A 13,695-nucleotide genomic window follows, 5' to 3' on the forward strand; every position below is an offset into this window, starting at 1 on the left:
CCTTTTATGATTTTTCTATTTTTTGCAACGCTTTTTGCGGGATTGACTCTTTCGTTATTTCAGCCCATCCTTTTCCTTGCATACCTTTTGCATAAATTTTTATAAAAGCACCTGCATGCAATTCACGATTTACCATTCTTTTAATAATTTGTTGCTTTCCGTCCTCTGTATACCCTTTAAATGTATACAAATATTCACCGTCTTTTTTCTCACCTTTATCTACAACCGCATAATAATCTTGTATTTCTTTATTTGAAAAGAAGTTGTCTACAAAAGCATGTACACCTTCTGTTTTTGTGTTTAAATAATATGCTGTTCCCCCTAAAATGATGGCGAATACAGCTAAAACTTTAATTACCAATTTCATACATGCGCCTCCTGTTTGCACTTCTTTCTCACTAGTATTATATCTATACTTGTATTATACGGAAAAGAGCATACTATACTCTATCTAAAAGTCTTACACTTTCCTTACATTATTGTAAGGGATTTTTTCTTAAAGCAAGTTCCCAAGAAAAAATTTTTCCGTTTCATACACTTTTATATTATTATTGAATGATACGAATTTTTATTACAAAAATCAAAGGAGACAGTTTTCAAATGGCTATCTTGCAAGGTTTAGCACTATTACTTGTTGTACTTTGTCTATTTACACTTTTCAGTTACCGTGCGCCTTACGGAATGAAGGCGATGGGCGCTTTAGCTAATGCAGCAATCGCAAGTTTTCTTATTGAAGCATTTCACCGTTATATAGGTGGAGAAATGTTTCATAATGACTTTTTACAATCAGTAGGAGAAGCTTCTGGTAGTATGAGCGGTGTCGCAGCAGCGATTTTAGTCGCATTAGCAATCGGTGTTTCCCCCGTATACGCTGTTTTAATTGGTATCGCTACTAGTGGATTCGGTATTTTACCAGGATTTTTCGCCGGATACGTTTGTGCCTTCGTCGTGAAATTTCTCGAAAAGAAATTACCGGCTGGTGTGGAATTTTTAGCAATCCTATTTATCGCTGCACCAATCTCACGTGGAATGGCAATGCTTATGGATCCGCTCGTTAACGCAACACTTGGTAAAATCGGTTCTATGATATCAGTTGCAACTACAGAAAGTCCTATCATTATGGGTATTATGCTTGGTGGATTAATAACAGTTATTTCTACCTCTCCACTGAGTTCTATGGCACTAACTGCAATGCTTGGATTAACAGGTTTACCAATGGCAATTGGTAGTCTTGCCGTAGCAGCCTCAGCCCCGATGAACTTTATTTTCTTTAAGCGACTAAAAATTTGCTCAAAGAAAGACACAATCGCTGTAGCAATCGAGCCTTTAACACAAGCAGATGTTGTTTCAGCAAATCCAATTCCAATTTATGCAACAAACTTCGTTGGCGGTGCACTTGCCGGTATTATTACATCGCTATTCCAGCTTGTTAATAATGCACCAGGAACAGCATCACCAATTCCAGGTCTTCTTGTCCTATTCGGATTTAATGACGTTATAAAAGTAACGATTGCTGCTGTACTATGTGGAATCGTTACCACTATTGTCGGATACATCGGGTCTATTGTGTTCCGTAAATATCCGATCCGCTCTGCTGATGAAATTCGTGGAGTTACTTCGGAAGAGAAGGTTGCATAAGAAAAAGAGCTATTCCCATCGTTTGAGAATAGCTTTTTTTGTGTTGCGTAACGGTAAATGAAATTATATCGGCGATTTTTTAAATATATCGACTTACCGACACATAACGACAAAGTAAGAGCCCTCTAATCATATAGAGGGCTCTTACTTTATCTAGCTGCAGCGGCTAGAATGATCGGTGGCTTCGCTTCTTCCTTCGAGGCAAAAAGAGCCTCTACGTCTGAAGCTCCATCCCCCTCACATTCTGAGCGAGCCGCTTCCGCTTTTATTTCTATCCAGTTACGCCTCCTAGACCCTTGCGTCTAAGAACCTTCCCTGCCAAAAGGTAAAAAGCACCTTTTGCAGGAAAGAACCTTAGTCACCGGGTCTAAACAGTCGGCTTCACTTTTATTTTACCCAACCGAGCAGCATTTCCCGCACGAATTTGCTTGCTGCGACTGGTGTTTGATCACTATGGTCGTAGACTGGGGCTACTTCTACTAAGTCTGCTCCAACTACATTTATATTTGAATTTGCAATTGCTACGATGGAATCTAATAATTCTTTAGATGTGATACCGCCAGCTTCTAACGTTCCTGTTCCTGGAGCGTGAGCTGGGTCTAATACATCAATGTCGATTGTGACATAGACTGGGCGTCCAGCAAGTTTCGGTAATACTTCTTTTAACGGTTCTAATACGTCAAATTTATATAAGTTCATACCTACTTCTTTCGCCCATTCAAATTCTTCCTTCATTCCAGAACGAATTCCGAAAGAATATACGTTTTCCGGACCAATTAAATCACACACTTTACGAATTGGTGTAGAGTGGGATAAAGGCTCCCCTTCATACGATTCACGTAAATCAGTATGAGCATCCATGTGGATGATTGCTAAATCCGGATATTTTTTTGCCATTGCCTTAAAAATTGGCCAAGACACTAGGTGCTCACCGCCGAGACCTAGTGGAAACTTATCGGCATCTAAAAGTTTTGATACATACTCTTCAATCATGTCTAAGCTGCGTTGTGCGTTTCCGAATGGTAATGGGATATCACCCGCATCAAAATATTTTACCTCTTCTAATTCACGATCTAAATACGGACTATATTCTTCAAGACCGATTGATACTTCACGAATACGTGCAGGGCCAAAACGAGATCCTGGACGGTAACTTACTGTCCAATCCATAGGCATCCCATAAATAACTACCTTTGACTCTTCAAAACTTGGATGACTTTTAATAAATACTTTACCTGAATAAGCTTCATCAAAACGCATATTCTTTTCCTCCTTATGTGGAACTTAAGGTATCCCAACCTTTCACTATTTCTCAAATTTGGAGCGAATTGCTCCTCTTTCTCGATTTACCGGGTCTTCTTTTTAACAACAAGAAGACGATTTTCTCTACAGAAGTGTAAGTAGCTAGCATGTTCAAGTCTTCTGGACAAACACCTTAAATGAGCTACTCACACTTTATTTGTTCAAGCTCGATTTTCTTACTTAATTAAATCGCCAACAAATTTCGGTAATGCGAATGCTGCGTTGTGTAATTCTTTTGTGTAGTATTTCGTTTCGATTTCGTGGAAACGCTCTTCACTTACTTCTAATGGATCATGTTTTTTAGATCCAATTGTGAACGTCCAAAGACCACTTGGGTATGTTGGAATATTAGCTGTGTATAAACGAGTAATTGGGAAAATTTCTTTTACATCTTTAAACACAGTCGTAATTAACTCTGGTGTGAACCAAGGGTTGTCCGTTTGTGCAACGAAAATACCATCTTCTTTTAACGCTTTTGAAATTCCAGCGTAGAAGCCTTTTGTAAATAGGTTTACTGCTGGTCCTACTGGCTCAGTAGAATCTACCATAATTACATCGTATTCATTTTCGCTTTCTGCGATATGTAGGAAACCGTCTCCTACTTTTACTTCTACACGCTCATTATCTAATGCGCCTGCAATTGATGGTAAGTATTGTTTAGAGTACTCAATTACTTTTCCATCGATTTCAACAAGAGTTGCTTTCTTTACACTTGGGTGTTTTAACACTTCACGAATAACACCACCATCACCGCCACCAACAACTAATACGTTTTCAGGGTTAGGATGTGTAAATAAAGGTACGTGCGCTACCATTTCATGATAAACGAACTCATCTTTTTCTGTTGTCATAACCATGCCATCTAAAATAAGCATGTTTCCGAACTCTTCCGTTTCAACCATATCAAGTTTTTGGAATTCTGTTTGCTCCGTATGTAATGTGCGGTTAATACGCGCCGTAATCCCAAAATGTTTTGTTTGTTTTTCAGTGAACCATAGTTCCATCGTACAATCACGCCTTTCAATGCAAATTTATAATAGGGACATCATTAATGTCCCCTAACAAAAATAAAACAAAACATCCAAAATGTATAGTTAAAAGTACAAAAATACCGAAAATATATTTTAGTCAGAGGGTTCTAACATATATGTATAAAGAAAACCCTTTCTTAAGAAAGGGCTTTTGTCTCTATTTCTACTGGTTTACGAATTGGAATTAGGATCATAATACAACCAACTAACACCACAATTCCACCTACTAAAAACGGGCTTTGTGGTGAAACAGTATGACCGATAATTCCTGATAAAATCGGAGCAATTGCGCCCCCTAACCAACGAACAAAGTTATAAACACCTGACGTAACAGATCTTTCATAAGGTGAAATATCCATTACATAACTTGTATATAATGCATTGTTTAAGCCAGATGCTAATCCTGATAAAACGATAAGAGTAATTTGTAACCACATAATTTTCACAAAGAATAGTGCAATTAAGAAAATCGCAAATACAAGTAAACTACCCTTCAATAATGTTTTTGGTTCATATTTCCCTTCTAGCTTATGTGCTAAAATTGCAGAACCGTAAGCTAACGCTAATCCCCATCCGCAAAATACAAAGCCTAATTGAATAGCTGATAAATGCATAATAAGTGGTGAATATGCTAACACAACGAAAAATCCGTAGTAGTATAACATTCCTGAAATCGCACCTTGCATAAACGGTTTATACTTCACCAGGTTAAGTAATTCTCCTACGCCAGCAGCCTTACGCTTCACTTTTCGCTCCGGTTCTTTTACAAAAAAGAATACTAAAATAAATGCTAAGAAAATTAAAATACTCGTCGCGAAAAATGGATAACGCCAAGAATGTCCACCTAATATTCCACCCAATAACGGCCCCCCAGCCATACCTAAGCCGATCGCTGCTTCGTATAATCCTACTGCTTCATGAACTTCTCTACTTAATGCTATTAACAGCGTCATTGCTGTAGCAAAAAACATCGCATTTCCTAATCCCCATCCAGCACGGAAAAGAGATAATTGAGCAATCGTTTGCGATATACCACATATAAACGCAAATACAGTCACAATCGCAAGACCGATTGTCATCATCCGTTTATCACCAAATCTTGATGCAAATATACCAGCTGGTAACATCATGATTGCCATCGTTAAAATATAAGCAGTAAATAACATTTCAACTTGCCAATGCGTTGCACCAATTTTCTCTGCAATAATCGGCAAAATTGGGTCGACTACTCCTATACCCGAAAAGGCAAGGAAGGTAGCCACCACTGTAATCAATCTCCCTAGTTTTTGTTTGCTCTCCATTTTGATTACTCTCCTTTTGTGCTCTCTAAAAATGTTACTGCACGATGTAAACTATCTTCAAGTTCTGCCTTTACACGTTGCATTTGCTCCATTTTTTCGTCTAACGTTTGCACTTGTTTTTCAAGCATATCTTTAATTTCTTGAATCACTTCACGATCACGAGGGTTCTCGCTATTTCTTCTTTGCTCCATTCTTTCTTTTAGTGATAAGAAATGCTGCATTTCTTGAAGTGTGATTCCTAGCACTTCTTTCGCTTCTACAATTCTTTTAATTCTGGCAATATCCTCATCCGTATACAGACGAATATTCCCCTCACTACGTTCTGGGGGATGAATTAAACCAATTTCCTCATAATAACGAAGTGTACGTTTTGTTAAACCGACTTGCTTTGTTACTTCATCAATTTTATACATGTTTATTCCTCCCTTCACTTGATTATTACATTTTACGTTAACGTTAACTTTTCTGCAACTGTTAGACTTTTGTAAATGTTTATCATATTCAATTGTATTTTCCCTAAAGCAGTTTCATAATGAAAGAAAAGAGATAATAAGGAGAATTTCACATGAGTAAACCACTTATTTTCGCTCACCGCGGAGTAAAAGGTACACATCCCGAAAATACGATGATTGCCTTCCAAGAAGCAGAACGCATTGGCGCTCACGGGATTGAACTCGATGTCCACTTATCAAAAGATGGTGAACTTGTCGTAATTCACGATGAAACCGTCGATCGTACAACAAATGGCGTTGGACTTGTTTCGGAAAAAACGGTAGAGGAACTACAATCATTGGACGCTGGTAGCTATAAAGACCCTTCTTTCCATGAAGCAAAAATCCCAACGTTGCGTGAGATTTTCATTTGGCTTTCCACAACGAACTTACAACTAAATATTGAATTAAAGACAGATGTTATTCATTACCCAAATATTGAGGAAAAAGCTGTTGCACTTGTGCGCGAATATCATCTTTCTAATCAAATTGTATTTTCATCATTTAACCATGACTCTGTTTCATTATTAGCAGAAATTGCTCCTGAAATCCCAAGAGCAATTTTATATGATACACCGATTGCTGATCCAATTGCCGAAGCAAAACAGAGAAAAGCAAGTGGATTACATCCAAACTTCCAGCTATTAACGAAAGAATTTGTGCAATTAGCACAAGAGCAAGGATATGTTTTCCGTCCATATACAATTAACGAATACAAAGATTTACAAACTATGATTGATTATGGTGTAGATGTCATCATTACCGATTGGCCAGCACGTGCCTTTGAGCTCCTTTCTTAATGGAAGGAGCTTTTTATTTTCGAAATTTCATTGTTTAAAATAAATGAAAACCCTCAATACTAATACAATAACGCTTGTATTAATGAGGGGCTGAAAAAAGATGGATCAGACTATGAATCCAAAACTTAAAAAATATAAACGTCTTTTCTTCACCGCAATGTTTTCTTGCGTCCTTTTCTTCGTTTTTTCTTTTTTTGTTATTATTATAGTCGCAAAAATTATGGGACCTCCTCCTGTTGCGGTCCCGCAAACAAGCGTCTTTTACGCAAACGATGATACTGTTATTGGACAAAGTAATGAAATTCAAAAACGTTACAATGTATCTCTCAATGAAATTTCTCCTTATGTAAAAGAGGCGACACTATCTATCGAAGACCAACGATTCTACAAACATCACGGCTTCGATGTGAAACGGATTGCGGGTGCAATTGTTGCTGATTTAAAAGCGATGGCAAAGGTACAAGGAGCTAGTACAATTACACAACAATACGCGCGTAATCTGTATTTAGATCATGATAAAACGTGGAAACGGAAATTATTAGAGGCAATGTACACTGTCCGCCTTGAAGTAAACTATAATAAAAATCATATTTTAGAAGGATATTTAAATACAATTTATTACGGACATGGCGCTTATGGAATCGAAGCTGCGTCCCGTCTATATTTCGATAAAACAGCAAAAGATTTAACATTAGCAGAAGCTAGTATGCTCGCAGGTATCCCGAAAGGGCCAAGTGTCTATTCTCCCTTTTTGAAAGAGGATCGTGCTAAAGGACGACAAGCTCTCATATTAGATGAAATGGTCGAACAAGGATATATTACGAAGCAACAAGCAGCCTTAGCGAAGAAAGAGCCACTAACTTTTGCCTCATTAGATACGAAAAAAGTAGCAGAGGTCGCACCATATTTCCAAGATGCTGTACAAGCTTCGCTTCTTCGTGATGTTGGATTAGACGAACAAGCTTTACAACGGGGTGGCTTGCGAATTTATACAACGCTAGACCCTAAACTACAAGCTGTAGCAGAGCAAGCTGTAAAAGATCATATACCTGACACAACAAACATACAAACTGCTCTCGTCTCTATGAATCCAACGACAGGTGAAGTGGCTGCTCTTGTTGGCGGAACTGATTATACTACGAGTCAATTTAACAGGGCTACACAAGCCGTTCGTCAGCCTGGTTCTACATTTAAGCCATTTCTATATTATGCAGCATTAGAACGAGGATTCACGCCTGCTACGCGCTTAAAAAGCGAATATACTGTATTTACTTTAGGTGACGGCGTTTCAAAGTATAAACCAAAAAACTATAAAGATTATTATGCAGATGATTTTGTAACGATGGCACAAGCTCTCGCAGTCTCTGATAACATATATGCTGTAAAAACGAATTTATTTTTAGGAGATGACGCACTCGCAAAAACAGCAAAACAATTTGGAATTACAAGTGCATTAAAAGATGTGCCTTCTCTAGCTCTCGGCACATCACCCGTAAAACCAATTGAAATGGTTAACGCTTATAGCATGTTCGCAAACGGTGGAAAAGAAGTAAAACCTACTTTCATTCGCCGCATTATGGATCATGAAGGAAATATATTATACGATGCTCATTTAGAGAGTAAACAAGTTCTCGACAAGAGCAAAGCGTTTGTAATGGAAGAAATGATGACCGGTATGTTTAATAAGAAACTAAGCAGTTATGCTGCTGTAACTGGCCAATCGATGTTATCAAAATTATCAAGAACATATGCCGGAAAATCTGGTTCTACTGAAACGGATAGTTGGATGATCGGATTTACTCCGCAAATCGTAACAGGTGTATGGGTCGGATATGATCAACCTAAATCTATTTCAAACGTAGCAGAACAAGGATATGCGAAGAAAATATGGACTGATACGATGGAGAAAGGCTTAGATGGACAGCCCAAAAAAGAATTTAAACAACCAGGTGACGTCGTAGCGGTTAGTATCAACCCAGAGAACGGTAAAATTGCTACAAAAAATTGTCCTATTTCTGTGAAAATGTATTTCGCTAAAGGTACCGAACCGACTGAATATTGTATGGATCACGTCGATGATAAAGAAGAATTTGAAAAAACGACTGAAGAAAAGAAAAAAACAAGTTGGTGGAAAAAATATCTTCCTTGGTAAAAAAATAGCTGACGGGCATCCGTCAGCTATTTTTTATTCACTTAATAATGCACGACGCAATTCTTCACTAGATTCGTTCCAAATCGCTTCATTATGTTCTTTCAAGAACGTACCAAGTACTTTTTTAGATGATTCATCCATATGGTCAACCATAATGTGACGCTTCATTGATTTATCCATTTTGTTTACGTGTTCTGGAAGTGATTTATATCCGCGACGAATTTCACGGTCTACTGTCATTTCACAAGCTGTTACACCTGCGTAATAAGCACCAGTTGCAGTTCTTTCAATCGTTACCCAAACAAGCCAAAATGGTTTTCCGTTTGGAACTTCATCTTTATTTGTTAAAAACTTAATACCTTTTTCTACTGTACTACGCGCATGCATCGCACCGATATCAACGAATGCGGTTTTCTCTAGTACATCAACAAATACAGGTGAAATGTTTTCTAGGCTTAATGCCCCAACACCAAATCCACCATGTCCATCTGTTGAATCATTTTTCACGATATTAAAACCGATTTTTTTCTTTTTCTCTGTCATATGTAAAATCCTCCTCACTTAAAAATTATAAAAGGCCAAAAATAGGCGCAATGATACTTTGTAAAAACATTAATACATGCGGAATAACTACCTGGAAAATAGGTTGAATTGTGTAATTACTAAGCGGTGTAATAACGAGAATTAATAACGCAATCGCTCCATATTTTTCATACTGTGTCATTTTCGCGCGAATATTTGCTGGTGCTAAATCTTCCACTACACGATACCCATCAAGTGGCGGGATCGGTAATAAATTAAATACAAGTAAAACAATATTTAACATAATAAAGAGCTCAAAAAACTTTCCTAATGTTTCAGCTACTGCAACTGGAACTGCATCTAACACTCCAAATACTGCTAAGCTATACAAAATAATTAAACCAATTGCACTTAAAATTAAGTTACTAATCGGCCCTGCAATTGAAACTAATATGCCTGCAAGACGCGGTCTTTTAAAGTTATATGGGTTAACAGGAACCGGTCTTGCCCAACCGAATCCAAGAATTAATACTGCAATCAAACCGATAGGGTCTAAATGAGCCATCGGTGATAACGTTAAACGCCCTTGTCTCTTTGCTGTATCGTCCCCAAATTTATATGCAACATATGCATGTGCAAATTCATGAACGGATAATGCAATAATAATCGCCATTGCTACCAACGGAATTTCGTGCAATGGATATCTAAATAACTGATCCATACTTCATCTCCTCTTCCATATGTCAAAAAAAGAAATTATTTGTTTTTTCGATTGTTCTTCCCCATAATCCGCTATAATAAGAGTGTAACTTACATAAAAGGAGCGATTGTACATGCCATACGTAACAGTGAAAATGCTAGAAGGACGCACAGAAGAACAAAAGAAAGCTCTTGCTGAGAAAGTAACAGCAGCAGTAAGCGAAACAACTGGTGCTCCTGAAGAAAACATCGTTGTTTTCATCGAAGAAATGTCTAAGAATCATTATGCAGTTGGCGGAAAACGCTTAAGCGACAAATAATTTCAAGTTTTTCATAAGAAGCAGCCACTAGCTGCTTCTTATTTCTTTCCTTCTAACAACTCAATAATTCTCTCTTTATATTTTCCTTTTCTTCCATCTTCATAGATTAAATCATGTGGATAGAATAGCTTTTGGTCCGTTCTTTTCTTACCTGTAATCGCCTCAACAATATCCGATTCACGTGAAAGCTCTCTAAGCTCTCCGTTTGGCATAAGAAGTAGGATTGGCAAACGCTCTTCTTCTTCTCCTGCACGATAAAAGTCATACGGTAAGTCTGATGTTGAATCAACTACTAAATAATACTCCGGATCAAGTCCAATCTTTTTAAATAAACTACTTAATTCCATCCAATTATCTAAACCGTGTTTATCTGTAAACTCTACATATTTAAATAGATTTCGATTCATAAAACGGCGGCATAGATCGCTTAAAATTGGATCTTCTTCTTCCTGCCATACTTGGAAGTAGTAATACATAACGTTCTCGTCTAACTTTAAATAATCCTCTACTGTTACTTCTTCTTCAAATAAAGAATAGAAATGAACAGGATGATTTTTAAATGTATAATACTTCTCGTGCAATGATTTAGCACGGTGTAAAATCTTCGTTAAAATAACTTCTGCACTTCGCGTTACCGGATGGAAATATACTTGCCAATACATTTGATAACGACTCATAATGTAATGCTCAACAGCATGCATACCACTATTTTTAATGACTACTTGATCCCCATACGGGCGCATTACACGCAGTATACGTTCCATATCGAAGTTTCCATACTTTACGCCTGTAAAATAAGCATCTCTTAATAAATAATCCATACGATCCGCATCAATTTGGCTCGAAATCATACTAATTGCTAATTTATTAGTAGACGTTTTTGCAATTACATCTGCTACCTTTTGTGGAAACTCCTTATCAACACGACTTAATACATCATTAATCTCCGTATTGCCAACAATAATCTTTTGCGTAAATTTCTCATGATCTAATGAAAATACTTTTTCAAACGAGTGAGAAAATGGGCCGTGACCGACATCATGAAGTAATGCCGCACATAAACATAACAATCTATCTTCAGCATTCCAATTTGGTCTGCCATCAAACACATCATCAATCATACGACGAATAATTTCGTATACACCTAACGAATGAGTAAAGCGACTATGCTCTGCACCGTGAAATGTAAAAAATGTCGTTCCAAGCTGCTTAATACGGCGCAAGCGTTGAAATTCTTTCGTTCCGATTAAATCCCAAATAACACGATCACGCACGTGCACATATTTATGTACTGGGTCTTTAAACACTTTTGTTTCGCTGAGTTTGTCGTTTAAATATACCACTTTCCGACATCCCCCTTTCTTTACTACATTCTTACTTTATATTATAAACGAAATGAGAAACAGAAAGAAATGAAAGACTGTATTAATTACCTTTATAAAAAGAAAAAATCACCTTTACCGAAGTAAAAGTGATTTCCTTTATACATTATTTACCTAAAACGAATTCAGCAACTTCGTCTAAGATCATATCTTTCCCTAATGGGAAGTAACCTTTGTTTAAGTCTTCATTTTTAATTGTGAATACGTGGTTGTTTTTAACAGCGTTCATGTTTTTCCAAATTGATTCTTCTTGGAATTCTTTTAAGCGCTGAGAACCGTCACCAGTTGTAAATACGAATAAGTAATCTGGGTTGTAATCGATTAAAGCTTCTTTTTGTACTTGTACTAGTGGTTTATCAGTTGGTGTACCTTTAACTGCTGGTAGTTTTAAATCATTAAAGATTACGCTACCGTAACCGTAGTCACCGTATACGCGGAAAGCATTTGGATACGCAGCCATTTTCATGAATGTTGCTTCACCAGTTTTAGCGACGATTTTGTCATGTAATTTGCTTGCTTTTTCATCATACTTTTTGAACCATTCTTTTGTTTCTTTTTCTTTACCGAAGATTTGACCTACTTCTTCGAATTTTGGACGCCATTGATCTAATGGAGTGTTTAACATAACTGTTGGTGCAATTTTAGATAATTGATCATAAATCTTTTCTTGACGATTATTTACAAGAATTAAATCTGGTTTTGCAGCAGCTACTGCTTCGATGTTAATTTTATCGCCCCAAGCAGAACCAACTGGTTTAACGTCTTTTAGTTTCTTTTCAATATGTGCATCAATTTTTTCTTGAGATGTATTAGCAGTAATAACCGGTTTCATATCGAAAATTAATAATTCTTCTGTTGAACCACTAAGGTCAGCAATTTTCTTTGGGTTTGCAGGAATTTTAATTTCCCCTTTTGCATGTTTTACAGTGCGCTCTTCAGTCTTTGCATCTGCTTTCTTTTCTTCTTCTTTGTTAGAACAAGCAGCAAATAGTACAGAAGTCACAACTAATACCATTGCTAATAGTGCCATTTTAAAATTCTTCATGTTCCCACTCCTTCTAGCTGTATTTATCTTATAAGTTGCAATGAACTATAAGAAACGAAGATAACAATTAATCAATATATTTTTATTAATTGTTGTTAATACCCCATTCTAACGGGCGTTCAACTTCCCATTCTTATATAAGAAGCTCAACGTCCATTAGAAGTCCCCCCTCTTCACGAGGGGGTTCTACTTAAGCTTTTTTACGCAATTGATTACTAATCATCGCTAAATCATATGTTAAGCAAATCGGCTTACAGTTTACTGGACATGGAACGATTTGAGCTTCAATCTCAAATACGTTACGAAGTGTTTCACTTGTCATAACTTCATCTGGTGTTCCTTGTTTCATTAACTTACCTGCTTTTAATGCAATCATATGATCTGAGAAACGAGAAGCGTGGTTTAAGTCATGGATAACCATAACAATCGTTCTACCTTCTTCTTCATTTAACTTTTTCAATAAGTTTAATACTTCTAATTGATGAGCCATATCTAAGTACGTTGTTGGTTCATCCAATACAAGTAATTCTGTTCCTTGTGCAAGAGCCATTGCAATCCAAACACGTTGACGTTGACCACCAGATAGCGCTTCTGCTGGACGATTCGCAAATTCTTTCATTCCTGTCACTTCAAGTGCCCAGTTAATGTAGCGATAATCCTCTTCTTTCAACGTGCCAAACCCTTTTTGATGAGGGAATCTTCCGTATGACACAAGCTCAAATACAGTAAGACCCGTTGGTACTTCTGCAGTTTGTGGTAAAATCGCCATTTTCTTTGCAATTTCTTTCGTTGGCTGTTTCTCAATTGCTTTTCCGTCAAGATAAACAGTACCTTGTTTTGCCTTCAAAATACGAGACGCCGTTTTTAATAATGTGGACTTCCCACAACCATTTGGCCCAATAATTGTTGTAATTTTCCCTTCCGGAATTTCAACTGTTAATCCATCAATAATTAAACCTTCATTATAGCCAACAGATACCGCATCAACCGCTAAAGTTGCCATACGAAAAGC

14 protein-coding genes are annotated in these 13,695 nt (G+C 37.1%); 4 read left to right on the top strand and 10 right to left on the bottom strand.

The annotated features are described in order from the left end of the window. Positions 1–4: 4 nt before the first annotated feature. On the bottom strand, positions 5–367 hold the full coding sequence (locus tag BM089_RS24135; RefSeq protein WP_000779932.1) for a YxeA family protein: 363 nt from the start codon (positions 365–367) through the stop codon (positions 5–7). Positions 368–600: 233 nt separating this feature from the next. Between BM089_RS24135 and BM089_RS24140 the strand changes: the two genes are divergently transcribed. Next, a complete protein-coding gene (locus BM089_RS24140) occupies positions 601–1,638 on the top strand; it encodes a PTS sugar transporter subunit IIC (RefSeq protein WP_000996313.1) in 1,038 nt (345 codons plus the stop codon). 387 nt (positions 1,639–2,025) lie between these two features. On the opposite strand, the gene speB is transcribed toward BM089_RS24140, so the two are convergent. The 4 genes from speB to BM089_RS24165 form a co-directional block, all read right to left on the bottom strand. Then, positions 2,026–2,898 (bottom strand): agmatinase, encoded by an 873-nt coding sequence (speB, locus tag BM089_RS24150; protein ID WP_001209831.1) that lies wholly within the window; start codon positions 2,896–2,898, stop codon positions 2,026–2,028. A 218-nt stretch (positions 2,899–3,116) separates the two neighbouring features. After that, the gene (gene speE / locus BM089_RS24155; RefSeq protein WP_000424696.1) at positions 3,117–3,944 is read right to left on the bottom strand and encodes a polyamine aminopropyltransferase; all 828 of its coding nucleotides are present in this window, start codon (positions 3,942–3,944) and stop codon (positions 3,117–3,119) included. A gap of 164 nt (positions 3,945–4,108) precedes the next feature. Continuing rightward, entirely contained in the window at positions 4,109–5,272 is a 1,164-nt protein-coding gene (locus BM089_RS24160; protein WP_090978309.1) for an MFS transporter, read from the bottom strand. A gap of 5 nt (positions 5,273–5,277) precedes the next feature. Continuing rightward, the gene (locus BM089_RS24165; RefSeq protein ID WP_000276560.1) at positions 5,278–5,685 is read right to left on the bottom strand and encodes a MerR family transcriptional regulator; all 408 of its coding nucleotides are present in this window, start codon (positions 5,683–5,685) and stop codon (positions 5,278–5,280) included. Positions 5,686–5,837: 152 nt separating this feature from the next. Between BM089_RS24165 and BM089_RS24170 the strand changes: the two genes are divergently transcribed. Next, the gene (locus BM089_RS24170; RefSeq protein WP_000042783.1) at positions 5,838–6,563 is read left to right on the top strand and encodes a glycerophosphodiester phosphodiesterase; all 726 of its coding nucleotides are present in this window, start codon (positions 5,838–5,840) and stop codon (positions 6,561–6,563) included. A 100-nt stretch (positions 6,564–6,663) separates the two neighbouring features. After that, positions 6,664–8,715, top strand: coding sequence for a transglycosylase domain-containing protein (locus BM089_RS24175; protein WP_088022134.1), 2,052 nt, complete (start codon positions 6,664–6,666; stop codon positions 8,713–8,715). A gap of 33 nt (positions 8,716–8,748) precedes the next feature. Here the strand turns inward: BM089_RS24175 and BM089_RS24180 are convergent, their stop codons facing one another. Beyond that, the gene (locus BM089_RS24180) at positions 8,749–9,258 is read right to left on the bottom strand and encodes a YwhD family protein (protein WP_000136683.1); all 510 of its coding nucleotides are present in this window, start codon (positions 9,256–9,258) and stop codon (positions 8,749–8,751) included. 25 nt (positions 9,259–9,283) lie between these two features. Beyond that, positions 9,284–9,958, bottom strand: a complete 675-nt coding sequence (locus BM089_RS24185) for a site-2 protease family protein (protein WP_000372443.1) — start codon at positions 9,956–9,958, stop codon at positions 9,284–9,286. A 112-nt stretch (positions 9,959–10,070) separates the two neighbouring features. Here BM089_RS24185 and BM089_RS24190 point away from each other — a divergent pair, with 112 nt between their 5' ends. Beyond that, entirely contained in the window at positions 10,071–10,256 is a 186-nt protein-coding gene (locus tag BM089_RS24190) for a 2-hydroxymuconate tautomerase (RefSeq protein WP_001147171.1), read from the top strand. 38 nt (positions 10,257–10,294) lie between these two features. Here BM089_RS24190 and BM089_RS24195 read toward each other — a convergent pair whose 3' ends face one another. The 3 genes from BM089_RS24195 to BM089_RS24205 all read right to left on the bottom strand — a co-directional run bounded on the left by BM089_RS24195 (position 10,295) and on the right by BM089_RS24205 (position 13,686). Beyond that, complete coding sequence (locus BM089_RS24195) at positions 10,295–11,599, bottom strand: HD domain-containing protein (RefSeq protein ID WP_000262741.1); 1,305 nt, start codon at positions 11,597–11,599, stop codon at positions 10,295–10,297. 145 nt (positions 11,600–11,744) lie between these two features. After that, positions 11,745–12,683, bottom strand: coding sequence for an ABC transporter substrate-binding protein (locus BM089_RS24200; protein ID WP_090978311.1), 939 nt, complete (start codon positions 12,681–12,683; stop codon positions 11,745–11,747). Between the two features lie 190 nt (positions 12,684–12,873). Beyond that, on the bottom strand, positions 12,874–13,686 hold the full coding sequence (locus BM089_RS24205; RefSeq protein WP_000212068.1) for an ABC transporter ATP-binding protein: 813 nt from the start codon (positions 13,684–13,686) through the stop codon (positions 12,874–12,876). Positions 13,687–13,695: the final 9 nt, after the last annotated feature.

The organism is Bacillus sp. 5mfcol3.1, assembly GCF_900114335.1.
Taxonomy (GTDB): Bacteria; Bacillota; Bacilli; order Bacillales; family Bacillaceae_G; genus Bacillus_A; species Bacillus_A thuringiensis_S.